The sequence below is a fragment of the Corynebacterium sp. MSK297 genome, from assembly GCF_030232885.1.
Taxonomy (GTDB): Bacteria; Actinomycetota; Actinomycetes; order Mycobacteriales; family Mycobacteriaceae; genus Corynebacterium.
Genome location: NZ_JASPGD010000003.1, coordinates 60,048 through 82,735 on the forward strand (window position 1 = coordinate 60,048; position 22,688 = coordinate 82,735).

At 57.6% G+C, this 22,688-nt stretch carries 19 protein-coding genes; 5 read left to right on the plus strand and 14 right to left on the minus strand.

Annotation, left to right across the window (positions count from 1 at the left end):
- Positions 1-7 precede the first annotated feature (7 nt).
- The 8 genes from QP888_RS03940 to QP888_RS03975 form a co-directional block, all read right to left on the minus strand.
- Positions 8-667 (minus strand): DUF1707 SHOCT-like domain-containing protein, encoded by a 660-nt coding sequence (locus QP888_RS03940; protein ID WP_284812217.1) that lies wholly within the window; start codon positions 665-667, stop codon positions 8-10.
- 463 nt (positions 668-1,130) lie between these two features.
- Positions 1,131-2,405, minus strand: coding sequence for an ATP-binding cassette domain-containing protein (locus tag QP888_RS03945; RefSeq protein ID WP_284812218.1), 1,275 nt, complete (start codon positions 2,403-2,405; stop codon positions 1,131-1,133).
- Positions 2,396-3,136 (minus strand): energy-coupling factor transporter transmembrane component T family protein, encoded by a 741-nt coding sequence (locus QP888_RS03950; RefSeq protein WP_284812219.1) that lies wholly within the window; start codon positions 3,134-3,136, stop codon positions 2,396-2,398. The genes QP888_RS03945 and QP888_RS03950 overlap by 10 nt, the downstream gene beginning before the upstream one ends.
- Positions 3,117-3,947, minus strand: a complete 831-nt coding sequence (locus tag QP888_RS03955) for an ECF transporter S component (protein WP_284812220.1) — start codon at positions 3,945-3,947, stop codon at positions 3,117-3,119. The genes QP888_RS03950 and QP888_RS03955 overlap by 20 nt, the downstream gene beginning before the upstream one ends.
- A gap of 179 nt (positions 3,948-4,126) precedes the next feature.
- Entirely contained in the window at positions 4,127-4,570 is a 444-nt protein-coding gene (locus QP888_RS03960) for an NINE protein (RefSeq protein WP_284812221.1), read from the minus strand.
- A 26-nt stretch (positions 4,571-4,596) separates the two neighbouring features.
- The gene (locus QP888_RS03965) at positions 4,597-5,691 is read right to left on the minus strand and encodes a nucleoside hydrolase (RefSeq protein ID WP_284812222.1); all 1,095 of its coding nucleotides are present in this window, start codon (positions 5,689-5,691) and stop codon (positions 4,597-4,599) included.
- A gap of 25 nt (positions 5,692-5,716) precedes the next feature.
- Positions 5,717-7,093, minus strand: coding sequence for an AI-2E family transporter (locus tag QP888_RS03970; protein WP_284812223.1), 1,377 nt, complete (start codon positions 7,091-7,093; stop codon positions 5,717-5,719).
- A 92-nt stretch (positions 7,094-7,185) separates the two neighbouring features.
- Positions 7,186-10,641, minus strand: coding sequence for a proline dehydrogenase family protein (locus QP888_RS03975; protein WP_284812224.1), 3,456 nt, complete (start codon positions 10,639-10,641; stop codon positions 7,186-7,188).
- A gap of 433 nt (positions 10,642-11,074) precedes the next feature.
- Here QP888_RS03975 and dnaK point away from each other — a divergent pair, with 433 nt between their 5' ends.
- Genes dnaK through QP888_RS03995 form a run of 4 tightly spaced genes read left to right on the plus strand, consistent with a single transcriptional unit; the run spans position 11,075 to position 15,479 of the window.
- Positions 11,075-12,937 carry a molecular chaperone DnaK gene (gene dnaK / locus QP888_RS03980; RefSeq protein WP_284812225.1) on the plus strand — a complete coding sequence of 621 codons (1,863 nt, stop codon included), beginning with the start codon at positions 11,075-11,077 and terminating at the stop codon, positions 12,935-12,937.
- Entirely contained in the window at positions 12,938-13,774 is an 837-nt protein-coding gene (gene grpE / locus QP888_RS03985) for a nucleotide exchange factor GrpE (protein ID WP_284812226.1), read from the plus strand.
- 25 nt (positions 13,775-13,799) lie between these two features.
- Positions 13,800-14,990: a molecular chaperone DnaJ gene (dnaJ, locus tag QP888_RS03990; RefSeq protein WP_284812227.1), complete on the plus strand. Its 1,191-nt coding sequence runs from the start codon at positions 13,800-13,802 to the stop codon at positions 14,988-14,990.
- Positions 14,991-15,020: 30 nt separating this feature from the next.
- Positions 15,021-15,479 carry a heat shock protein transcriptional repressor HspR gene (locus QP888_RS03995; RefSeq protein WP_284812228.1) on the plus strand — a complete coding sequence of 153 codons (459 nt, stop codon included), beginning with the start codon at positions 15,021-15,023 and terminating at the stop codon, positions 15,477-15,479.
- Positions 15,480-15,596: 117 nt separating this feature from the next.
- Here QP888_RS03995 and QP888_RS04000 read toward each other — a convergent pair whose 3' ends face one another.
- Complete coding sequence (locus tag QP888_RS04000; RefSeq protein WP_284812229.1) at positions 15,597-16,862, minus strand: alpha/beta hydrolase; 1,266 nt, start codon at positions 16,860-16,862, stop codon at positions 15,597-15,599.
- Positions 16,863-16,864: 2 nt separating this feature from the next.
- Positions 16,865-17,158: a hypothetical protein gene (locus QP888_RS04005; protein ID WP_284812230.1), complete on the minus strand. Its 294-nt coding sequence runs from the start codon at positions 17,156-17,158 to the stop codon at positions 16,865-16,867.
- Between the two features lie 112 nt (positions 17,159-17,270).
- Between QP888_RS04005 and QP888_RS04010 the strand changes: the two genes are divergently transcribed.
- Complete coding sequence (locus QP888_RS04010; protein WP_284812231.1) at positions 17,271-18,098, plus strand: carbon-nitrogen hydrolase family protein; 828 nt, start codon at positions 17,271-17,273, stop codon at positions 18,096-18,098.
- Between the two features lie 24 nt (positions 18,099-18,122).
- On the opposite strand, the gene QP888_RS04015 is transcribed toward QP888_RS04010, so the two are convergent.
- The 4 genes from QP888_RS04015 to QP888_RS04030 form a co-directional block, all read right to left on the minus strand.
- Positions 18,123-18,767, minus strand: a complete 645-nt coding sequence (locus tag QP888_RS04015; protein WP_284812232.1) for an ABC transporter ATP-binding protein — start codon at positions 18,765-18,767, stop codon at positions 18,123-18,125.
- Between the two features lie 67 nt (positions 18,768-18,834).
- Positions 18,835-20,874, minus strand: a complete 2,040-nt coding sequence (locus tag QP888_RS04020; protein ID WP_284812233.1) for a bacteriocin-associated integral membrane family protein — start codon at positions 20,872-20,874, stop codon at positions 18,835-18,837.
- Positions 20,875-20,917: 43 nt separating this feature from the next.
- The gene (locus QP888_RS04025) at positions 20,918-21,187 is read right to left on the minus strand and encodes a lactococcin 972 family bacteriocin (protein ID WP_284812418.1); all 270 of its coding nucleotides are present in this window, start codon (positions 21,185-21,187) and stop codon (positions 20,918-20,920) included.
- 99 nt (positions 21,188-21,286) lie between these two features.
- Positions 21,287-22,579: a hypothetical protein gene (locus QP888_RS04030; RefSeq protein WP_284812234.1), complete on the minus strand. Its 1,293-nt coding sequence runs from the start codon at positions 22,577-22,579 to the stop codon at positions 21,287-21,289.
- Positions 22,580-22,688 lie beyond the last annotated feature (109 nt).

Here is a 22,688-nt window from a genome sequence, read left to right on the forward strand (position 1 = left end):
AAAAACGCTAACGGTTTTTCCATTTGTTCAACTGTTCGCGCGCCATGTTCATCGCATCCCCGCTCAACTCCGCAGCCTGCGCCCGACGCTCCGCCCACTGCTGGCGCGTCAACTCCTTGTGCTCTGCGCGACGCGAAGCCTCTGCAGCGCGGATTTCTTTGCGACGCTGCCGCTCCAACTGCGCCGGTGACGGGCGGTGCCAGGAATCCGGGCCGATCTGCATGACATACAGTGCGATCCAAATCGCCGGAACCACGAATGCACTCAGCATCGCTAAGCCGCCGAACAACACGGCAGTGCCGGTGCTTCCCGCCTCGAAGGCCAACGCGACGAAGCCCGGAAACGCGATCATGCCCGCCAGCGACGTCAGAATCGACGTGCCCAGCCGCGGCTTCTTCGCGGCCTCCCGTGCGCGCTGCACCTGGGATTCGGAATAGTACTTCTCGACGGCGCCGCCGGTGGCTTGCTGCGTAAACGGGATATCCACGAATACCTGATCCAGGTCGCGCTGGTATTGCGCCTGGGCGACGGCCGCGCACCGATCGTCAAATTCGTCGATCTGTAAACGGCCTTCCGCTAAGGCGTGTCCCAGGGCGTTCATCGCCTGGTCGCGGTCTGCATCCGACAGGCGCATCGACGCATCACTCTGATTGAACGGGGTGCTCATACGCTAAATATACAACAAGCAGCATAAACCCTGGATATGTCACCGTGAGCCAAAGCGAGACGCTCTTCATTGTGGGCCTCGAGTGCTCTTTCTGACATCGTAAATGCACGATCAGCAAAAGACGGATCGATGTTGCGAAACGCTTGCAACGTGTCTGGTGATGGTGTGGGCCCAGACCAATAATGAAAGTATTTCCGTAATTCGTCCCGTGTGACTAGCTCAGCATCGATTATGTCTTCATCGTCTGCATTGTTTTGTCTAGTGTGTTGAAGGTTTGTTGCCAGCTGTTCCGGATCCGTGTCTCCGGGGTTGGAATGAGCCTGTTCCGCAGCGGAGCTGGCGTTAGGCTCATTATTTCGACGCCCCGCTTGCGTGCCCTCATTTCTGCCTTTTTGCTCATGCTCACTCACTTCGCGTTGATGTTTCCCCGTGTTGGTCTGGTAGTAGTTTCTTACGATTGTAGTTATGGGTGAGAAAATGGGGGTAGGACACCGGGTTCGATTTGTACTTCTGTTACTTGCGCATATGAAATGACGGACTGTATAAACGTTGGATCGTGGCAGGTCATGATCACCGCCGCGCCACCGGCTAAACACTCATGTATGAGTTCGTGCATGCTTCTGTGATCAGCCGGGGTCAGCCCCACATCAGGTTCATCGAGCAGTACTACGTGCCGATGCTGTGCGACCACCGAAGCCACCTGTAGTAAACGCAGCTGTGAGGGGTTGAGATCCAGCGGGTGCGTATCGCGCGTTAGCTCACTGGTATCGCACTCGCGGTTCTGCGTGCCAGTGATGATTTCCCAGAGCTTTTCGTCTGCCAACATTTCGCTTGCCAACGAATCCAGCACCTGTGCTGCCGGATCTTGCAAGGCCAACGAGACTGCGATGTCTTCTGTGGCTGAGTTATCCGCGCTAATTCCAGCCAATTGCCGCAACAAAGTAGTTTTGCCAGCGCCGTTGGTCCCGCGTAGCCAGCACACCGCACCGGAACGTGCCTGGAGATCCACCGGATTGCTGGAAAATTCGCGGGCAGCGGTGGTGGATTTCTGCAACTGCCACCAGCGCCGCTTCGGCGCACCACGGCGAGCGCGAATCCCGGACCATTCTGCGAGGATCGTGCCCGGCTGGATGCGGGGCAAGCTGGGGTTTGGGCCGCCTGCTTGCACAGGCTCGGAAGCAGCGGTCTCGGACGTAGTCGCAGCAGGCTCGGACGAATTCTGGCTAGTAGTGGTGTCGTAATCCAGGCACAGTACGACACCGGCGCCGCTGCTTGCATATCCCCGCAATGCGTGCACGACTGCCTGCGCGGAATCTGGATCTAGCCCCGCTGCGGGTTCGCAGGCGATGATGAAATCCGGGCAGGCAGCTAAAAAGCTGGCCACCAGCATCCGCCGGGTTTGCCCACCCGAGAGCTGCGCGGGGTGGGCATGCGCGAACTCTTCAAGCCCGAGCTGGCGCAAAATTTCTCGACAGCGTGGTTCCATGTCTGCAGCTGCAATCCCTTGCTGCTCCATGGGCTGCGCGATTTCTTCGATGACCGTGTCGCGCTGGTGTGAGACCACCGAGCCGATCTCGTAGCCGAGGAGTAGCACGCGGGATGCCGAATCGTCGGTAAGAAAATCTCGATAATTCTGGGCCAGCCGCCAGGCATTGTCCTCGTCGGCAAGCAAGAGGTGACAGAATTTTTCGCTAAGCACCCGCTGATGCATGGCCTGGAGATCCGCGTTTAGCTCCATGCGAGCACCACCAACCCGATGGCTGCGGCGGGGAAGATGAATCGCAATAAGATCTCCCAGCGGTGTGCGCGGACCGGGTAAAGCACAGTCCGCCGGCCAGGTGCGTCGTACCCCATGCCCTGAAGAGCGATTCCACGGTCGGCGCCCCGGGTTAAAAGACGGGTGATCACGGGGATGATCATGCGGGGAATCACGGTGGTGAGGGTGACTTTGCGCCCAGCCAAGCGGTTGGCGGTGGTGACCTCACCGATCAAGGCGCTGGCCTGCGGGAGCAGCTGCAATGAGGCACCCAAAACATAGACGACGGAATGGTGCAGGCCGAGGTGCTGGAGGGCTTTGAGCAGATCCGGGATGTGTACATTTGCCATAGCTGCCAGCAGGGACGTCATGAGTGCGCAGAAACGCAGCGCGAGTTCACCCGCGCTAACCAGCCCGTCGGAAGTGAGCAACGGTGCGATCTGGTGTTCGCCGTGCGGGGCGTGCACCAGCAGCATCGACAACCCCGCGGGAATGGATAACGCGATGGACGTCGCCGGGACCGCTAAGCTGCGTGAACCAGCAATGCCCGCGAGCCAACCCAAGGCAATGATCGCGGCGTGCAGCAGCGGCCAGGAAATAGATAAGGCAGCCACCCACGCGGATACGCCAATAATGATGACCGTGAGCGGGTGCAAAAAATGCACTGGCTTGCCGACGGGCGCCTGAGCGATGCTAGCTGTGCTCGGCTTCATCGCGGTGTTGTGGCGGAAGCAATTGGCGTAGGGTGCGCTTCGGCAATGCCTTCCAGGCGGCCCAGACGATGAGCAGCACCAAAATTTTATCCAGCGGGTCCGAGATGAACGACTGCAGCGTCACCGACGCCAACAGCGACTGGCCCATCTCCCGGAACAAGGACACCACCGCACCAGTACCCACACCAGCGGTACCGCCGTAGACGAACGCGGCGACGGGCGCGGCGAGCGCACCAGCGATAATGCCGATGATCGCACCAGAGACAATCAGGCGCCACAGCTGGCGGAATGCCCCGAATTTGTGGATGGCCACACCGGACATCCAGCCGACGGCAGCCGAACCTGCTGCGAATGGCAGGGCAGCAGGGGCAATTAAAGCCCAGATGAGGTTGCTGAGAGCGCCCGTCGCCAAGCCCGCATAGGGCCCGGCGAGAGCCGCGATGAGCACCGTGCCGACGGCATCGAGGTACAGCGGAATACCAGAGGCGCCGATGATCTGGCCGACGACAATATTAAGCACCAACGCCACCGGAATAATCGCGAGTGTGCGCGCCGGGATATACGGCACGGTGGAAATCAGCAGCAAGACAGTGCCGATCAAGTATCCGCCCATGGTGAACAACGCGGCGGTGGAGCCGACAGATTCCCATTCCGTCGGGCGCGCAAAAACCAGGATCAGCCAGGTTGCGGTAATGGCGGCCACACCCAACCAGCGCAGGATCAGTGCGTTACGGGTGGGACTGACAGAGGATTGGGAAGAGGACCGGGCAGAGGACTGGGAAGATGAGGACGAAGATTTCGCAGGTGACATGAATACTCGTTTCTTCAGTGTTGCTGGGGCTTGGATTCTAAGCTCTGAACGCAAGGATCTCAGAAAACAGAAAACCCTCCGCCACCTGCCCCTATGTCACCTCGGGGTGGTCGGCGGAAGCTCGTGTCGGCGGCTGTGCCTGTGGGCGGACTATGGGAGTCGACAAGCAAGTACAGGTTTTAGTCTAATGGCACGCCGTTGCTGTCGGTAGCGTAGTCGCCGCTACGGGCCACAATGAGCACGAATTCCACGATCACCCAGATATACAGTGCACCCAGGAAGAGGAAGCCGACCAAAATAATCGCTGTTGCATAGCCCAGCAGGCACAGCACCAACTGGGTAACTGCCTTTTTCGTATTACCCAGGTAAAAATTGTGTACGCCGAGCGGGCCCAAGAAAAACGCTAGAAGCGCAGCCGCCAGCATCGACTTTTGTTTATAACCCGGGAACGGCAGCTGTGGATCACCGTACTGGATATTCTGTTGCATACCTTGGCCTTGGTAGCCATAGTTGTTCGAATAGCCCGAATACTTTTCGTTCGGCAGCCCGTCGTTGTCATACTGGCCGTACTGGCTGTATTTGTTGTAGCCGTACTCGTTGTAGCCGCGATCCTGCGAGTTCATGACGCTTAAGCTTAGTGGATTTTATTTCAGCGCAGGTAACCCGCGGCCAGTCGTGCCGCACGGTTGAGCTCGGCGAAGGCACCGGAAATATCAGCCGCGCGGACCACCCGAGCGTTGGGCTCCCGGCCCCAATGGTTTTTAAAATCCGCGACGCTGGTGCCCCGGAACAGCTCGGATTCCGCCTCGACAGCCACGCGCGTTTTCGTGCTGATGGTATCGACGGCACCCACAGCGATCATGACCGTCAACAAATCATGGATCTGTGCCTGGTAGCCTTCGCCGACGCTATCGTGAAATTCAAAATAAAACCGCGTGATCTCTTCTAGTAGCCCAGACCACGTGGTGCCTGGCATTTGATTGTGTAGCTCGCGCAGCCGTGCCGGGGTGAGCAGCATCTGCTCGGTAACGCCCAAGGAACACAGAGTGATCGGGACGGGGGCCACCTCGAATAATTGTTGTGCGGCGTGGGGGTCGACCCAGAAATTCCACTCGGCAGTCGGGGTCGTATTGCCTGGATAATTGAGAGAACCCCCCATCACCGTGATGGCAGAAAACCGAGCGAATAGCTCTGGGTGTTCCTGCGCAAATATTGCGGCATTGGTGGCGGGGCCGGTAACGACCAGGTGGACGTCGTCATGCGTGCGTAGCGCAAGCTCCCAAATATCCTGCCACTGTGAGCCCAAGTGCACCCCGTGGCCAGGGGTATCGCTACCCGCGGTCCCCGGCCAGGTGCTGGTGGCATACCCCAAACCAGTTAAACCGTGGGTTTCCGGAGTAGTTTCCAGCTCGAGTTCTAGCGGGGCGGGGTGGCCCATAGCAACTGGGATCCGGGAGATTCCAGGGGAGATTGCAGCTGCATGCATTGATGTCGCACCTGCGGGCGCACCCCGAGGAGGAGTCGGGGAGCAGTGACCGAGCACCCAGGCGGCATTACGGGCAGTATTTTCCACCGTCGTGTTTCCGGCGGTGGTGGTCACCCCGACCAGATTGATTTCGCGTGCATGGTGCAGCGCAGATAGATAAAACAGCGCGTAGGCGTCATCAATGCCGGGATCACAATCGAGGAGAATCGTCGGCACGTTCGAAGCAGATGCACGAGTTGTCGATGCACGAGTTGTCATAGTGCCGAGCTTAACTACTGAGCGGCTAGTGAGTTGCTTGGCTAGTTTTGCGTGCTCGAGCGGCCATTTCTGTGAGGGATTGCTTGACCTTTTCAAAGGCAGATAACGACGACTTCGCATCCTCGTCGTCCTCACTGGAAGCGATTTCAATGTCGTCGATGGTCAGGTCGCCGGCGCGCAGCCCCACCATCTCCGAGTGGTAACGCATAATTACCGCGACGGTAGCGGCAATTGGCACTGCTAAGAACGCACCAATAATGCCAGCCAGAGCAGAACCCAAAGTGATAGACAGCAACACGATTGCGGCGTGCAGCCCCATCGAACGCGACTGCAGTACCGGCTGCAAAATATTGCTTTCCAGCTGTTGCACCAAAATAATCAAGCCCAAAACCAGCAGAGCATTGGTCAAACCATTGGACACCAGCGCGATGATGACCGCTAAGGTACCGGCAGTAATAGCACCGATGATGGGGATGAAGCCAGCGAAGAATGTAATCGTCGCTAGTACAAACGCCAGTGGCACATTCAGGATCCACAAGCCCAAACCGATGAAGACGGCATCGACAAACGAAACCACCGCCTGGGTACGGAGGAAACCTGCGAGGGTGTTCCAGACGCGGGTCAGCAACTCCGTGGCATGCCAGCCGATATCGTGACCGGTGTATTGGCGCAGCCACGGCAGGAATTTCGAACCGTCTTTGAGGAAAAAGAACGTCAGCACAAACATGATCACGATGGTGATGACCAGCGTGCTGGCCACCGAAACACCCGAGACCAGGCTCGAGGCGATAGTGCCAGACTGATTGCGCAAGAATTTCACAATGCTATCGGAAAATTCCGAAACCTTGCTGACGTCGACCTCAAACGGCAGCCGGTCAGTCATGGACATTAACTCGTGGGCGCCGCGTTCCGCCTGATTAACAAGCTCAGAGCCTTGGGAGCGGATGGTTGGGCCCATTGCTGCAAAAATACCGACGACTGCGCCGATAGTACCCAACAACGTGGTTAAAGCGGCTAAGGCCGGTGGGAATTTTATAAACCGCAAAAGCTTAGCCAGCGGTGCTAGCAAGGAAGTCACCAAAACTGCCAGAATCGCGGGAAGGATCGCCCGCCAGGCGAAGTACACGATGACTAGAGCCAGCGCCAGGGCAGCGATCGAGATAATCATCCGCCATGCCCATGCCGCCATAGTTTTACCATCACGTGCCCAGATGACAGAGCGGTCTACATCCTCTACTACCACCGGGGTTTTCCGGTCTGGCGTAATATTGCTCAGCCCGGGTTCTGGTGCCGCGCCATCATTCGCCGTGATTTGATTGGCCGGACTGGCAGGGCGTGATGCCATCTCGGCTGATTGGCCTTCGGTGTTGGCACTGGCAGAAGTGTCATCGTGGTTAGTCACAACGTTGACTATAACTTACCAAGCCAAACAAAAAACGCCCCGGAGGGTACCGGGGCGTTGCGAAGTCTACGCAGCTAACTTAGCGCGTGAATCTAACGCTGGATGTGGCCGGTTGGGCGGATGATGCCGAAGCGGTGCATCGTCACAGACAAGGCCTGTTCCAGCAGGTAAGGCAGCAGCTCGCGACGGCCGTCGGCAAGAACCTCCCAGTCGATGATGACGGACTCGGACTTCACAGCCGCGCGGTACGCCTCTGGCTCAACCTCACCGATGGCACGAACGCGTGTCGACGGCACACCACCGAGTTCAGCGGCGAACTCATTGGTGTTAGCAACCTGGCAGTCGAAGCCCATCTCCTGCAGTTCTTCGGCGATCTCGCGGGTAGCCGACATATTCAGCTTCACGCCGGTGATCTCCGAAGCCAGGATCTGGCGTGCTACCTCGCGTGGCTTGTAGCCCTTGCCGACGCGCACACGCAGGCGCTCCCAGAATGGTCGGTAACGGAAGATATTGGCCTCCGAGACCAGGCCGGTGTAGTCGTTGGAGCGGCCGAACTCGTTGTGCCAGTTCTTGGCATCCAGCTCGGCAGCGCGCCACAGCCAGTTGATGTCGTCGTCAGACAGCTGGGAGTCGAGGCGCTCGGACAGGTCCTTGAGCAAACGGGTGATCCGTGGGGAGATTTCCACCTTGTGGTGCTCCAGCTTGCCTTCGGACCAGGTACCGAACTGGCGAACGTAGTTTGGTCCACCAGCTTTAGCGCCAGGTCCCAGCACGGAGTTCTTCCATCCACCGAAGGACTGACGCTGCACGATAGCGCCGGTGATGCCGCGGTTGACATAAGCGTTACCAACCTCGACATTTTCCATCCAGTACTCAACTTCGTCATCGTTCAGCGAGTGGATGCCGCCGGTCAGGCCATAGCCAGTGGAGTTCTGCCACTCGATGGCTTCTTCCAGGGTTTCGGCGTACATGATGCCCAGGACTGGACCGAAGCACTCGTTCTGGTGGTACCAGGAACCCGGCTGCACGTTGTCACGAATACCAGGCGACCACAGGGTGCCTTCTTCGTTCAGCTTCTCCGGCTTCAGCAGCCACTTCTCGCCTGGCTCCAGGTAGGTCAGGCCGCGGTAGAGCTTCTCAGTGGGCTCTTCGACCAGACCGTTCATGGTGACGGAGATGTCAGTACCGAAGCCTGGCTTCAGAGTCTTGACGGCGTCGACCAGCTGGTTCTTGACACGCTCGGAATCCTTCAACGAACCAACCAGGATCGCCAGCGAGGATGCCGAGCACTTCTGACCGGAGTGGCCGAAGGCGGACTTGTAGAGGTCTTGCACAGCCAGGTCTGGGTCACAGGCCGGGGTGATGATCATGGCGTTCTTACCGGAAGTCTCGGCGTAGATATTCATGTCCGGCTTCCAGGAACGGAACAGGGCACCGGTATCGGAGGCGCCGGTCAAAACGACAGCATCGGTCTTGTCGCTCGAGATCAGGTGCTTACCAGCTTCGCCCTCGTCGGCGTTGACCAGCTGTACCAGGTCAGGGTTCTGGCCAGCGGCTTCCAAGCCGGCGCGCACGGCGTCGACAGCGACCTTCGCACAGTGCACAACCTGTGGAGCAGGCTTGATGATGGCCGCGGAACCAGCAGCCAGAGCAGCGGTGATACCACCGACTGGAATGGCGATTGGGAAGTTCCATGGCGGAACGATGACGGTCAGCTTGTTCGGGGTGAATACCGACTGGGTGCGATCCAGCGCGATGGCTTGCTGGCCGTAGTACGTAGCGAAGTCGATGGCCTCAGAGATTTCTGGGTCCGTCTGATCGACGGCCTTGCCAGCTTCCCAGGCGGCGACGGAAATCAGCTTGCCGCGGGCTTTTGCCAGCTCATCGCCGACGGAGTTCAGGACTTCGCAGCGTTCAGCGCCGGATAAGGCTGCCCAGTCGTCGGCAAGACCCACTGCGGTGTTGATGGCCTCATCCACCTCGGAGGTTTCGGTGACGGACTTGACGCCGTGCTCGCCTGGGTCGGATGCCAACGCCTCCAAAGCCCATTCGCGGTTCGCGCGCAGAGCTGGGTCGGTGTCAGGCTCGTTGATGAAGCGCCCGGTGTTCGGGGTCTGGCGGCCGGTTTCGTTGTTGCGGTCCTGCTGACGACGCTGACCAGCGAAAGTCTTCCAACGATCACGCACGGATGCGTAGAAGCGATCCTTCTGCTCCTGCATTGGGGTCTTACCCTTGTCGCTAGCTTCGTCCGGCGCGAACAAGGCGTACAGGAAGTTTTGTGATTCGGCGTTTTCTTCCAGACGACGCACCAGGTAGGAGACGGCAACGTCGAAGTCCTTCATGTGCACAACTGGGGTGTACAGGATCTGGCGACCGACGACGTCGTGCACAGCCTTGGCCTGTGCAGGGGACATGCCTGCCAACATCTCGGCGTCGATCTGACGGGAAACGCCACGCTTTTCCGCCAGTTCCACGGCCAAGCCCATAGTGAAGAGGTTGTGCGAGGCGACACCGATGCGAATGGCGTCGGCGTATTCTTCACGCAGGATGTAGTCCAGCAGACGGATGTAGTTGGCATCGACTTCCGCCTTGGACAGGTAAGGAGCCAGCGGCCAGCCGTGAACCTCGGATTCGACGCGCTCCAGCGACAGGTTGGCGCCCTTGACGATGCGCACCTTGATTGGAGCACCGCCGTTTTTCACACGCTCGACAGCGAATTCAGCCAACTCCTGCAGTGCTTCGAAGGCATCCGGCAGATAAGCCTGGACAACGATGCCAGCCTGGAGGTCTGTGAACTCGTCTTCCGACAGCAGTTCCTTGAACAGGCGGATGGTGAGGTGGAGGTCGTGGTATTCCTCCATGTCTAGGTTGATGAAGACCTGAGGTTTACGGCTAATAGCTTCGCGGTACATCGGACGCAAGCGGTCCTTCAAACGCTCCACGGAACCGTCGTGATCCCAGTGGTTCAGCTGCGCACATAGCGAGGAAGCTTTCACGGATACATAGGTCACCCGTGGGTTACGCACCAGCTCCATGGTGCGGTCAAAACGGGATTTGGCTTCTTCTTCACCGAGTACGGCTTCACCCAACAAGTTCAGGTTCAGGTCCTGGCCCTGTTCAGCGGCCTTGTCCAGCATCTTATTGAGGGCATCGGACTCCGCATCCAGCACCAAGTGACCCACCATCTGGCGCATGCGGCGACGAGCGATCGGCATGACCAGGTTGGGAAGGATTGGGCCGAAGAATCCACCGGCGCCGACCATCAGGGCGTCGATCTTGCTCAAGAATTCTGGGGATTCAGCAAGTTCCGACAGCGCCTCTGCCGCAACCTTGTTGTCCTCCGGGCGCATCACGCGGTCGACGAAGTCCATGGTGAAAGTGACGCCGTCCGGGTCACGCACCATATCTGCGAGCTGCTCAGTAGAGCGGGAAGACTCACCTTTGGTTGCTTTCAGCCATTCATTGGCGCGTTCTACTGCACCTTCGATGCAAGCTTCCACGTCGTGGCTGTCTTGTGGGGGAGTATAAGCAGTTTCGTTAGCAGTCATTTTATCCTTCTCAGTTGTTCTCAGTTATCGAAGTCTCAATCGGCTCTGGAAGCACCGGGAAATCTGGCTGACTTCGGGAGCTCGTGCGTATTTGAGAAGCAATGTGTACGGAGAATATGGCAGTTACCTATGCCACCTATCGGCTACTCTACTCACACTTTTGACTGTGATGGGAATTTTAGAAACGTGTGATTTTTCACCCTTTTCGTGGGGTTTTCCGCGATTTTTGTGTGCTCGGAATAAAACCTGAGTGGGGTCGGTTATGAAGATTGAGTGAGGTTGACTCAAGAAAGTTGGCATGACGAAAAGTTGTCTGCTACAGTCTCGCTTGTAGTTGAGTCACTGACAATCAAGTTCAGGCTCAAGCCACGAAAGCTCAGAAAACTCGTTCACGCAATTCGAACTCACAACTCGAACTAAGGAGAATTCAGTAATGGGACGCGCTGTAGGTATTGACCTCGGAACCACGAACTCCGTCGTTTCCGTCTTGGAAGGCGGAGAAGCAAAGGTTATTGCTAACTCGGAAGGTGCTCGCACCACCCCATCGATTGTGGCCTTCGCTAAGAACGGCGAGATCCTGGTCGGTCAGTCCGCCAAGAACCAGGCGGTTACCAACGTTGACCGCACCATCCGTTCGGTCAAGCGCCACATTGGTACTGACTGGACCACCGAAATCGACGACAAGAAGTACACCCCACAGGAGATTTCGGCTCGCACCCTGATGAAGCTGAAGCGGGATGCGGAATCCTACTTGGGTGAAGACGTCACCGACGCTGTTATTACTGTTCCTGCTTACTTCGAGGACGCACAGCGCCAGGCCACCAAGGAAGCCGGCCAGATCGCAGGCCTGAACGTCTTGCGTATTGTCAATGAGCCAACCGCTGCCGCACTGGCTTATGGCCTGGAAAAGGGCAAGGAAGAGCAGACCATCCTGGTATTCGACCTGGGTGGCGGCACCTTCGACGTTTCCTTGCTGGAAATCGGCGACGGCGTCGTTGAGGTAGTTGCTACCGCCGGTGACAACAGCCTGGGTGGCGACGACTGGGACCAGCGCATCGTTGACTGGTTGGCAGAGAAGTTCCAGCAGTCCAACGGCATCGACCTGACCAAGGACAAGATGGCTCTGCAGCGTCTGCGCGAGGCTGCTGAAAAAGCCAAGATTGAGCTGTCCTCGGCACAACAGGCATCGATCAACCTGCCATACATCACCGTCGACGGCGACAAGAACCCACTGTTCTTGGACGAGACTTTGACCCGCACCGAATTCCAGAAGATCACCCAGGATCTGCTGGACCGCACCAAGAAGCCATTCAACCAGGTCATCAAGGACGCAGACTTGGGAATCGGCGACATCAACCACGTCGTTTTGGTCGGTGGCTCCACCCGTATGCCAGCGGTTGCTGAACTGGTTAAGGAAATGACCGGTAAGGAGCCAAACAAGGGCGTCAACCCAGATGAGGTCGTTGCTTCCGGTGCCGCCCTGCAGGCAGGTGTTCTGCGCGGTGACGTCAAGGACGTTCTGCTGCTGGATGTCACTCCACTGTCGCTGGGTATCGAAACCAAGGGCGGTGTGATGACCAAGCTCATCGAGCGCAACACCACCATCCCAACCAAGAAGTCCGAGACCTTCACTACTGCGGAAGATAACCAGCCTTCCGTGCAGATCCAGGTCTTCCAGGGCGAGCGTGAGATGGCACAGCACAACAAGCTGCTGGGATCCTTCGAACTCGGTGGCATCGCCCCAGCACCACGCGGTGTCCCACAGGTGGAAGTCACCTTCGACATCGACGCCAACGGCATCGTGTCCGTTTCCGCGAAGGACAAGGGCACCGGCAAGGAAAACACCATCAAGATCCAGGAAGGCTCCGGCCTGTCCGATGAAGAAATCGATCGGATGGTGAAAGACGCCGAAGCGCACGCTGAAGAAGACAAGAAGCGTCGTGAAGAGCAGGAGACCCGCAACAACGCGGAAAACACTGCTTACCAGACCCGCAAGTTCCTGGACGAGAACGGCGAGAAGATCGACGAAGAGACCAAGAACAAGGTCACCGAAGCCGCTGATGCCGTCGATGAAGCGTTGAAGGGCGACGATATCGAGGCCATCAAGTCCGCCGTCGAGAAGCTATCCACCGAATCCCAGGCTATGGGCCAGGCTATGTACGAAGCTGAAGCCGCTCAGGCGCAGGCTGATGGCGACGCCGGCCAGGCCGGAGGCAATGACGACGTCGTCGACGCCGAGGTTGTGGACGAGGACGATGCCGACAACTCCGACGAGAACGCAAAGGGTGACAAGTAAATGACCAACCGGGACGAGATGCCGGATAACCCCGGTTCCCCGGACGCGACCGACCCGGAGGCCACCTCTGCCGCACAGGCAGAAGCCGCTGCGGATGCCGCCGAGGCAACCCAGCAAGAAACTGGGCAGCCTTCCGGTGGTGCCGGTGCGGAAGGTCTTGCCGACGACGTCGCTGTGGAACCTGAGGTTGACGAAGTAGAAGAGCCAATTAGCACGGCCGAGGACGAAGCAGCTGCTCGTGATGCGGTTGCCGACGAGGCCAAAGAGGCTGATGCTGACGCTGACGCTGCTAATGGCGCTGCTGCTGAAGAAGAAGCAGCCGATGAGGCAGAAACCCCAGAGCAGGCCTTGCAGCGCGAGCTCGATGAACGCACCGACGACCTCAAGCGGCTGAATGCGGAATACACCAACTACCGCCGCCGTAGCGACCGGGAGCGCCAGAACGTTTCTGAGTCCGCGAAGGCTTCGGTCCTGTCCGCACTGCTGCCAATCCTGGATGATCTGGAACTGGCCAAACAGCACGGTGACCTGGAAGAAGGATCCCCGCTGGAGAAATTCGGATCCAAGTTCCGCGAAACCTTGAAGGGCCAGAACCTGGTGACCTTCGGTGAACCGGGCGAAGCATTTGACCCGGAGATCCACGAAGCTGTGCAGGACCTTTCCAGCGGTGGTGAGCAAGTCGTCGGCACGGTCTTGCGTAAGGGCTACAAGGTAGGAGACCGCCTGGTGCGCAACGCCATGGTGATCATCGCTGATCCAGAAGGTTCGGAAACTGGATCTGAAACTGGATCTGAAGCTGGCTCCGACGCATCCGCGCAGGCGAACGACAATCAGTAAACAATGAGGAAGGAGGGGACGAACCATGTCCCAGAGTGAATGGGCCGATAAGGATTATTACGGGGACCTCGGCGTTTCCTCCGATGCCTCAAAAGCTGAAATTCGTAGCGCCTACCGTAAAATCGCCCGGGAAAACCACCCAGATACCAACCCGGACGACGAGCAGAAACTCGCTAAGTTTAAGGCGGCAGCGTCTGCCTACGATGTGCTTGGCGACGAGAAGAAGCGCAAGGAATACGACGAATTCAAAGCGATGCTGCGTTCTGGGGGCGGCAGGTTTGGAGGCGCCGGCTTTCCCGGCGGGTTTCGCCGCTCGTCGCAAAGCCAAGACGGCTTCTTCTCGGGCGGGGCGCCCGGGGCTGGCGGATTTGGAGGAGCATTTGAAGACGGCGGTCTGGGTGACATCTTCGGCGGCCTCTTTAACCGCGGCGGTACTGGTGGGCACCAAGCTCGGCCGACGCGGGGCGCCGACGTCGAAACCTCCATTACGCTCGACTTTCGAGAAGCTGCGAAAGGCACGACGATCCCGCTAGAGCTGCGTGGGAACGCGCCGTGCACTACCTGCCACGGCTCCGGATCTAAATCCGGTAAACACGCCACCTGCGGGCAGTGCAACGGCACCGGCTACACCAGTGAAAACCGGGGAGCATTCGGATTCTCCCAACCGTGCTCGAACTGCGACGGCACTGGTTCCAAGATCACCGACCCCTGTGAGACCTGCTCGGGAAGCGGAACCGTGAACCGGACCCGTTCGATTACCGTGCGGATCCCGGCCGGTGTCGTCGACGGACAAAAGGTGCGCTTGGCAGGCCAGGGCGAAGCCGGGCCACAAGGCAAACCATCCGGCGACCTGTTTGTGTCGGTGAGCGTGCGGGAAGACAAAGTCTTTTCCCGCGAAGGCGATGACCTGCTGATCACGGTGCCGGTGTCCTTTGCGGAGCTGGCGCTCGGTGACACGATCACGGTGCCGACCCTGGATGCCCCGGTTCGGGTGAAAATCCCGGCAGGTACCGCTGACGGCCGCACCCTGCGGGTTCGCGGGCGTGGCATACCGAAATCCTCGGGAAAACACGGTGATCTGCACGTGAAAGTACAGGTCACGGTGCCGACGAATTTGGATGACGCCGCAAAATCCAGCTTGCGCACCTACGCACAAGCAGAAAAAGATTCCGGTTTCGATGCCCGCGCCGGTTGGGCCGGAAACCCAAGTAAATAACGACAAGCAACCACAGGAGGTGACAACACCATGGCGAACGATTCGCACGAGGAATTCCGTGAAGAATATCGCGAGGTTTTCGTTATCTCCGTGGCTGCTGAATTATCCGGCATGCACGCGCAAACCCTGCGCACGTATGACCGGATGGGCCTGGTCTCGCCCGCGCGCACCCGCGGTGGCGGGCGCCGGTATTCGCAGCGTGACATTGCGATGCTGCGCAAGATCCAGCAATTATCCCAAGATGATGGCGTGAACTTGGCCGGAATTAAAGCCATCATTGAGCTGACCGAACAACGCGATGCGCTCGCCGAAGAACGTGATGCGTTGGCGGCAGAGGTGGAAGAATTGCGTGGCAAGCTCCGTGCTGCGTCTACAGCAAACCGTGCTCCCGCGAACGCAAGCAAAGGCGAGTTGGTGCACGTCCCGCGGTCTTCGGCCGTGGTGATGTGGGAGCCGCGCTCGTCGCGCCGTGGACGTGGACGAGCATAGACGGGATAGCTCAGAGGTATTTGGGGAATAGTCAGAGATAGCCCGTCGCACTGAGCCCTCATCAGAAATTAGTGGCCTGGCCAGATAATGGTCTGGTTGTAGAAAATAGCGGCCTGGTTACTGCGGCCCGGCCAAGCCCCGGCGGCGCGCAAGTTCTGCAAAACCGTCGAGGTAGGCTTCATCATCGAAAAACCCACTGTGATCGCGCATCCCGTCTCCCGGCCACGGCTGGGCACCAAAGGTGGGTGCGGCCGGGTTTACCCCAAATAGCCCGCCATTGGAATAAGCCATCCCGCTGACCGGATCCAGCGCGCGCCGGGCAGCATGAACCTGTGGATTATCACCCCGCAGGTTCATTTCTTCTGTGCTGGCCAGGCCCGTGCCAGGCGAACCAACGAATAACACGTCGTCGGCACGCATCGGTGCCTGGCCACCAGCCGCGTTGCCGACCACCACTGATCCATAGGAATAGCCGACGACCGTGACGTGGTGGTTGGGGTAACGCTGGTCGACGTCGGCAAGAAACTCCCGCAACTGCGGCCCCGCGGTTTTTGCCGCGCGTATAGACGTACCGCTGAGTAGTTGATCTGGGGCATCGTAGCCGTAGACCACACCCGTGCCACCCATCGCTGCTGCCTGGGTGCGGGCGCGCTCGATTTGGCCACCGATGCTGTCATTGCCGTCCGAGCCCACGCCGGGAACGAATACCACCAGGTTATCGGTCTCCTCCGGAGGTGGGCCGACCATGCCCGCCCAGTGCTTATCGGATACTTCCAACAAGCGGAGATCGGGGTGATCCACGGTTTGCGCCAAGAGCGGATCGGGTGCACGGCAGGCTTGGACGGTGTGAATATCGTCAACGTCCATGTCGACGGCACCGTCAGGTCGGGTACCGCCAAGTGCGGAGGGTAAAAAATCTCCCAAACGGTGCGGCAGGTGCTGCGAGCCGAAGCAAGCGGCCTCAATAGATAAGGCACATGCGGCGTCGATGCTTTTGCCGATGAGCTGGATGGCCTGCAGCAGCTGTGACATCGCAGGGCCCGCAGGTAACGCATTCACGGTTGCAGTCGCGATGCGTTCCAGGCGCTCGGCCCATTCCATGTGCCCGGCGAAGGTTTCAACGATCCCGGCGATGGTGCGCATAGTGCGCGTTGCCGTGGTGATGGTGTCGATGATCTCACGGGCACGATCAATACCGGCTCTGGCTGCTGTGCCGTCGAACTCTAAGCCCACCATGCTGGTGATTTCACCGGAGAGTTGCTGCTGGTCGTGCTCGAGAGTGTTAGCACGGGAGCGGATTCCGGATGCAGCGGAGTACATTTCTTGTGCAGTAGTGGTGCCGCTGGGCTGCGCAGCGCTGGACTGTGCGGTGGTTAGAGCCATGATCAGTATCCTTTCGATGCCGAGAGTGTGTGGTTCAGGTGATACGCCATGGCCTCGTCGTCTTCGGCGAGTCCGCAGAAGGTTCCGCGCATCTCTGTGAGGTGGGCCTGGAGCTGGCTATCGATGTCCACGGCGGTGTCATACCAGCTGCCTTCGGCATGACGCAGCGCTGCCAGGGTTGGGGTGGAAGCTGTTGCGTCAGTGGAAGCCGCACCTGCGATACGCGGGGCGAATCGATGTCGGGCGTGCGTGGCGAGTAGATCAAGGACGGTATCGGTGAATTGCAGAAAGTTCATGGGTGCGAGTCTGCGCGGACCAGCGTTGTGCGGCCAGCCGGGGCGAGCTATACCTGTGGATAAATGGAGTTATCCACAACACAGGGTGGTGGCGCGCGATTAGACTGGCATCATGAAGATCGCACTAGTACAGCTGACCTCTGGACCCGATGTGCAAGCGAATTTGGCGCTGGCCAAAGATAAAATTACCGAGGCCGCAAACAGTGACGCGCAGCTGATTGTGCTGCCGGAAGCGACGTTTCAAGCCTTCGATTCTGGGCGCCTGGATGGCAACGCCAACGAATACGCCGAGCATTTCGCAGACGAAATCACCACGCTTGCCGACGAACTCGGCGTGACCGTCGTCGTCGGCATGTTCCGCCCCGCCGATACGGTGGAGGTTGACGGGAAAACCATCAACCGCGTGTACAACTCCGCCCTCATTACAGGCCGCGGCAGCAGTGAGTTTTATGACAAGATCCACACCTTCGATGCTTTCTCCTACCGCGAATCCGATACCGTGCACCCGGGGGATTACACCGTGGTGGTTGATGTTGCCGGGCACAAAGTTGGCGTAGCGACCTGCTACGATGTTCGATTCCCGGAACAATTTAAAAAGATGGCCGATGATGGTGCACAGCTGGTTGTGCTGCCTACTAGCTGGGCGGATGGCCCGGGCAAGCTGGAGCAATGGCAGGTGTTGACGAGCGCTCGGGCACTCGATGCCACGGTGTATCTACTGGCGGCTGGGCAAGCCCGCCCCGGTGGTGCAGATAAGGGCGGGGAAAAATCCGGCCCGACCGGGCTGGGGCATTCGCGGGTGCTGAGTCCTACTGGCGAGTTGTTAGCCGAAGCTGGTTACGACGACGAGATCTTGTATGTGGAGCTCGACGATATTGCTGGCGAAATAGCGAAAGCCCGGAAAGCACTACCGGTGCTGCGTGGCACGCGTGAGCTATAGCCGACTATAAACAGCGATAGCCAGCTATAGCCGAATTTCTGCGTCACTGAATTCGGTGACGGCGGGATCATGCGTGGAGATGATTACGGTCGCGCCGTCGTCGGCAAGAGTGCGAAGATGCTGGAGCACGATGTCGCGGTTGGCAGCGTCTAAAGCGCCGGTGGGTTCGTCGGCAAGAATGAGCGAGGGGGTGCGCAACAGCAGCCTGGCAACAGCGACGCGCTGCTGTTCACCACCGGATAATGCATATACTTCCCGGGGCGCATAACCTTCGAGGCCTACCGCGGTTAAGGTTGTGTCGATAGCGTGCAGCCCCGGTTTTTTAGCACTTCCTAGCAAAGTTCGCTGGTCGCGCGGAAGTGCGAGAATGAGATTGCTGCGTACCGTTTGTTCTGGGATGAGGGCGTAATCCTGGAATAAATAACCGATGGTATTCCGTCGCAAGGCTCGAAGTTTGCTTTTCGACAGTGCGGTGATGGGGGTGCCTGCAAATTCGATAGAGCCAGAGTCCAGAGTATCGAGCCCACCGATGCAATTAAGCAGAGTGGATTTTCCAGACCCGGAAATTCCTGTTAGAGCGGTGATACTTCCAGTAGCAGCTGTGGCAGTGAAATGGCGGAATAGCTTTTTCGAACCGAAACTTTTATTCGCATTTTTGATTTCAAGCATGGGCGATTTCTTTTCTGGTAGCAGGCTTTGAGATGGTACTTGGCATCAGCGCGGCATTAGCTAGGCATTACATGCGGTGGCGGATTTGGGCGCGTTCACGTGCAATGATGGTGAAAAATACAGTAAGTGTGGTGCAAACAGGAATGGCGAAAACGGATAGGGCAGTAAAAATCGACGGTGATTCCAAACGTAACATCCAGCTCATCGGGGTATCGATGGCTAGATAATCTTGGTACGAGAAATACCTGTGAACTAGCCAGATGGCAATGGCGAACACATAGAGAAGTTCTGTGATAATTAACCCGCGGAATTTTCGTACTACGGGATGGCCCAGAATCTCATAAACCCGGAGTTGGTGGTGGCGGCGGTTGAAAAATAGCACGGTGCTAGAAATTGCGGCAATGATGATAATGAATATCGCCACCAGCGTGGAAAAAGTCGTGTTGCGCAGATCAGAATATAGCGACTTGTTGGACTTCCCCCAATAATCAATCATGGGACGGCTGGCTAAGACGTACTTTCCGGCAGGAGATTCATGGCGTAATTGTTCTACGGCACCTTGATCCGTGAATAGAATTTCGGTTCGGGTGAGAGTTGCACTGATGTTGTGGTCGCTGAGCGGCTCCAAGCCCGGAGGCAAAATTACGAGTTCTGGCGAATGCACCAATGGAGACTTAGTCAGCGAACCACTAGGATTGAAATAATCAAAAACCGTAAATGGTTGGCTATGGTATTCGACCCTGGTGTGTTGTGCAGGATCGTAGTCGGTGTTCTCTGCGAATTCTGCTTCCCCGGCGAGACCTTCGCGAATTTCTGTCACTACTGCTGCATCGGCTGCTGCGGGAAGATAAATAATAGTTTCATTTTTCTTGGCAGCATCGGTAAGTACTTCCTCAGAAATCGGGGTTTCTTCTCGCGCAAATTCCTGGTTGGCCAGTATCCGATCGGTTGTGGAAAATTCTGACGAAGACTGCCAGAAGCTATTGATAAAAAGTAGTTTGTGCTTGTGATCGAGCCTGCGTAATTCGGACCCCAATTGCTTCATATCATCGCCAATTCCGCCGGATACTAAAGCGCTGAATACATCGCTACGCTTGGCCCATTCCTGAGAATACTCCGCATGACGGTTGGTTTCCTGGATAAACATGACGAGCGATGCGATTGACACTAAGCCGAAAAACAGTGCGACGATGCGAACGCTATGGGCGGAAAAAGACAGTGGGCGGGAAACCAGGTTGCCCTTGAGAGCATTAAGAACGTTGGTGCGTGTGATGACGACAAACGCTGCGGCATAACCTGTCACAGCCCAGAAAACTCCCAGGACTGCGAAGATAAACACGTTTGCGGAATATAGCTGCCACTGTGCGAAGTCATTGTAGCCGTGGAGGAAGAAGGTGGTGCCAGCGCTAACCACAACGGCTGTGCCAGTAATCGCCGGGACGCTGGAACGCCAATCACCGACAATGCTGAAGCTGTGTGGTAACCCGTGCATACTGTGGATAGCGTAACGGCGACTGCCGAGAATGGCATGCAGCCCAGCAAGGATAAAAGTCAATAAGCCAATGATTAAGGCCGTCAGTTTCACCGGGGTTGGAATTGTTGCCAACAATGAACCATCATTCGTTGGCACAGTAGTGTATCCGTGTTCGTGTGCTAGATCTACAAATTTCTCTCTGATATCTGGTGGGCCATTGAGGAAATAAATTCCACGAACGTCATCGCTATTCAGGCGAGAAAAACTGGTAATGGTTCTGGTTTTTTGTGGATCAAAGGGCTGCGGATTTCTCGTTCCCGCTAACCATTGTGTAACCTGGTTATCGGATGCATCACTACCTGTGGCAATAGCTAAATGAGTGTGTTCGGCAGCGAGATCACCATCGACGACATCAAAGGCGATTGTTGCGTCATGGTCGTCGACGAGGTTGTGTAGGTCATTGCGAAAGTCAGTGGCGATGGGAAGCCCGGAGACACCGTCGATGACCACAGCGGCTTCGTTGAATGGCAGCAGCCTGTCGTCCAGAAAGCTCGTCGCGGAAAATGCGGCGATCGGACTAAGCAGAAAAGCGAAGCATAAGCTTAGCGACAACAAATTAAATTGTGGTTTCATGTAGTCATCTTTGGTGAGTTAGGGAACGTGTGGAACATTCTTGTTAGCAACGTCGGTAATACGACTGTCCGATTTGGAAAAACTCTTTTTCTGCTGATGCTCGAGCCCACTGGTGTTTGAGGACGCAACCACTGTCTGCTTTGTATTTCCCAATAGCGGTTGATCCGTGTTTTACACCCGGGTGGTGATAGTGGGACCATACTAAATTGCTAGTAGTCCCGTAATCCCAGGTTCCACCATCGACGTGAACTATCGTTGCTTGTGCTGATGCAAGTGGAAGTAGCGTTGCTGTTAGTATCCCTGTAAATACGATCTTGGAATGCGTCTAAAGAATCCCATGTGAATTTCCTTTTGCTGTCTGATGACGTCGAATGTCGACACAGTTGATGATACTAGATCAATTAAGATTAGTCTAGGCTAAACATGTATTGATTTGATCAATTCTTTTCGGCTGCTCGTTTTTCGCGGTCGGCGCGGTATCCACACCCGTGCGACCCCAGCTCTGGGTCTGCACGGTATTCGGGTCTAATCCGGCTGCCGCGAATGCTTCCAGCATGCCGTTGACTTCAGTTTCCGGGCCCAAGACAAACACGTCGTGCTCGGACCAATCGCGGTAGTGAGCGATGGTCTCCTCCGGGTTTTCCTCCACCGATAAGCTTGCAGATGAGTCCGTATCGCTGCCGCCGGTGTCGTCGTTGCCGTCGGCAAGCATCTGGCCGTCGGCAAGCGCTCGTTGCAGCTCGCGATGCCGAGCCCGTTGTGGTTTCAACCAATGCGGATCAGAACCATGGCGGGCAAACGCGTGCACATCCAACCACGGGGTGAGGTTGTCCAGGCTGTTAAGCGTGGCGCGCTCATAATGCTGTCCGGGGAAATCATTAATCACCAGCGCTTGCACCGGGGCATGCTGCTCGCCGTGGGCATCAAAAGCATCGAATAATAAACAGCGCAGGGTAGCCACCGCGGTTCCAAAAGCAATGATCAGGCTTTCGCGCTGTGGATCGAGCTCCAGCTGGCCAGCCGGGTTGCCTAGTGTCCACTGATCGCCGGGGCGTGTCATCATAAACCGCCGCGAATATCCCGACGCGCCAGGAAGCTGCGAGACATCGCGAACGTGAAATTCCAACGTGCCGCAGCCATCTGCGGGGCGGGCAGCCGCCAAAGTGCGCCACACGCCCGGCATCAATGTGGTAGCCACAGAAAAATACTGGCCGGGCTCATAATCGACCGGTAGCCCGCATTCCAGACGCACGATGCGGGTATGGGCATCAACGCGCTCCACATCGACCACCTGCCCCATGTGCGCAGGCGGAACCCCGGCTACATCGGCCTCGTGCGCGGCAGCGGACATGAACGCGACGATATCGTCGACAAGCGCACCGGCCTGCTGCAACACGTCGTCGGCAAGGTCGATCTCTGCTAAAGCCTGGCGGGTGGCAGTGGAGAAAATAGGGTAGGTATCCGGCGGGAAACCGTGCCGACGATGCGAGCGACCCAGATCAGCGAAGTATTCATCGAGGTCCGGGGCATCAAAGGCCGCAGCGAAAGACTCGGCGAGCCCTCGGTGCGCCTGTGCAGCATCCATGGGGAAAGATTGGCGGGCGTCGGGAAGTGCCGCGAAAAAATGGCGGTGCACCGCATCCCGGAACGTCGCAGGGTGGGCGCGCAGGTGCGCGGCGAGGCTGGCGAAATCCCGGATAGTCATGTCCTCCACAATATCGCGCGGACCGGACAGGGCAGGCTGTGCGGTGTTGGTTGGGCAGTGTTGAGCAAGTAGCGAATAGCGGTGGGTAGCACAATTATGGCATGGGTAC

Excerpts from the sequence above, each read along its gene's own strand:
- dnaJ (WP_284812227.1), top strand. The coding sequence starts at position 13,800 with ATGTCCCAGAGTGAATGGGCCGATAAGGATTATTACGGGGACCTCGGC.
- grpE (WP_284812226.1), top strand. The coding sequence starts at position 12,938 with ATGACCAACCGGGACGAGATGCCGGATAACCCCGGTTCCCCGGACGCG.
- QP888_RS03940 (WP_284812217.1), bottom strand. The coding sequence starts at position 667 with ATGAGCACCCCGTTCAATCAGAGTGATGCGTCGATGCGCCTGTCGGAT.
- QP888_RS03950 (WP_284812219.1), bottom strand. The coding sequence starts at position 3,136 with ATGAAGCCGAGCACAGCTAGCATCGCTCAGGCGCCCGTCGGCAAGCCA.
- QP888_RS04010 (WP_284812231.1), top strand. The coding sequence starts at position 17,271 with ATGAAGATCGCACTAGTACAGCTGACCTCTGGACCCGATGTGCAAGCG.
- QP888_RS03965 (WP_284812222.1), bottom strand. The coding sequence starts at position 5,691 with ATGACAACTCGTGCATCGACAACTCGTGCATCTGCTTCGAACGTGCCG.
- QP888_RS03960 (WP_284812221.1), bottom strand. The coding sequence starts at position 4,570 with ATGAACTCGCAGGATCGCGGCTACAACGAGTACGGCTACAACAAATAC.
- QP888_RS03955 (WP_284812220.1), bottom strand. The coding sequence starts at position 3,947 with ATGTCACCTGCGAAATCTTCGTCCTCATCTTCCCAGTCCTCTGCCCGG.
- QP888_RS03945 (WP_284812218.1), bottom strand. The coding sequence starts at position 2,405 with ATGGAGCTAAACGCGGATCTCCAGGCCATGCATCAGCGGGTGCTTAGC.
- QP888_RS03975 (WP_284812224.1), bottom strand. The coding sequence starts at position 10,641 with ATGACTGCTAACGAAACTGCTTATACTCCCCCACAAGACAGCCACGAC.
- QP888_RS04030 (WP_284812234.1), bottom strand. The coding sequence starts at position 22,579 with ATGACTATCCGGGATTTCGCCAGCCTCGCCGCGCACCTGCGCGCCCAC.
- dnaK (WP_284812225.1), top strand. The coding sequence starts at position 11,075 with ATGGGACGCGCTGTAGGTATTGACCTCGGAACCACGAACTCCGTCGTT.
- QP888_RS03995 (WP_284812228.1), top strand. The coding sequence starts at position 15,021 with ATGGCGAACGATTCGCACGAGGAATTCCGTGAAGAATATCGCGAGGTT.
- QP888_RS04005 (WP_284812230.1), bottom strand. The coding sequence starts at position 17,158 with ATGAACTTTCTGCAATTCACCGATACCGTCCTTGATCTACTCGCCACG.
- QP888_RS04000 (WP_284812229.1), bottom strand. The coding sequence starts at position 16,862 with ATGGCTCTAACCACCGCACAGTCCAGCGCTGCGCAGCCCAGCGGCACC.
- QP888_RS04020 (WP_284812233.1), bottom strand. The coding sequence starts at position 20,874 with ATGAAACCACAATTTAATTTGTTGTCGCTAAGCTTATGCTTCGCTTTT.
- QP888_RS04015 (WP_284812232.1), bottom strand. The coding sequence starts at position 18,767 with ATGCTTGAAATCAAAAATGCGAATAAAAGTTTCGGTTCGAAAAAGCTA.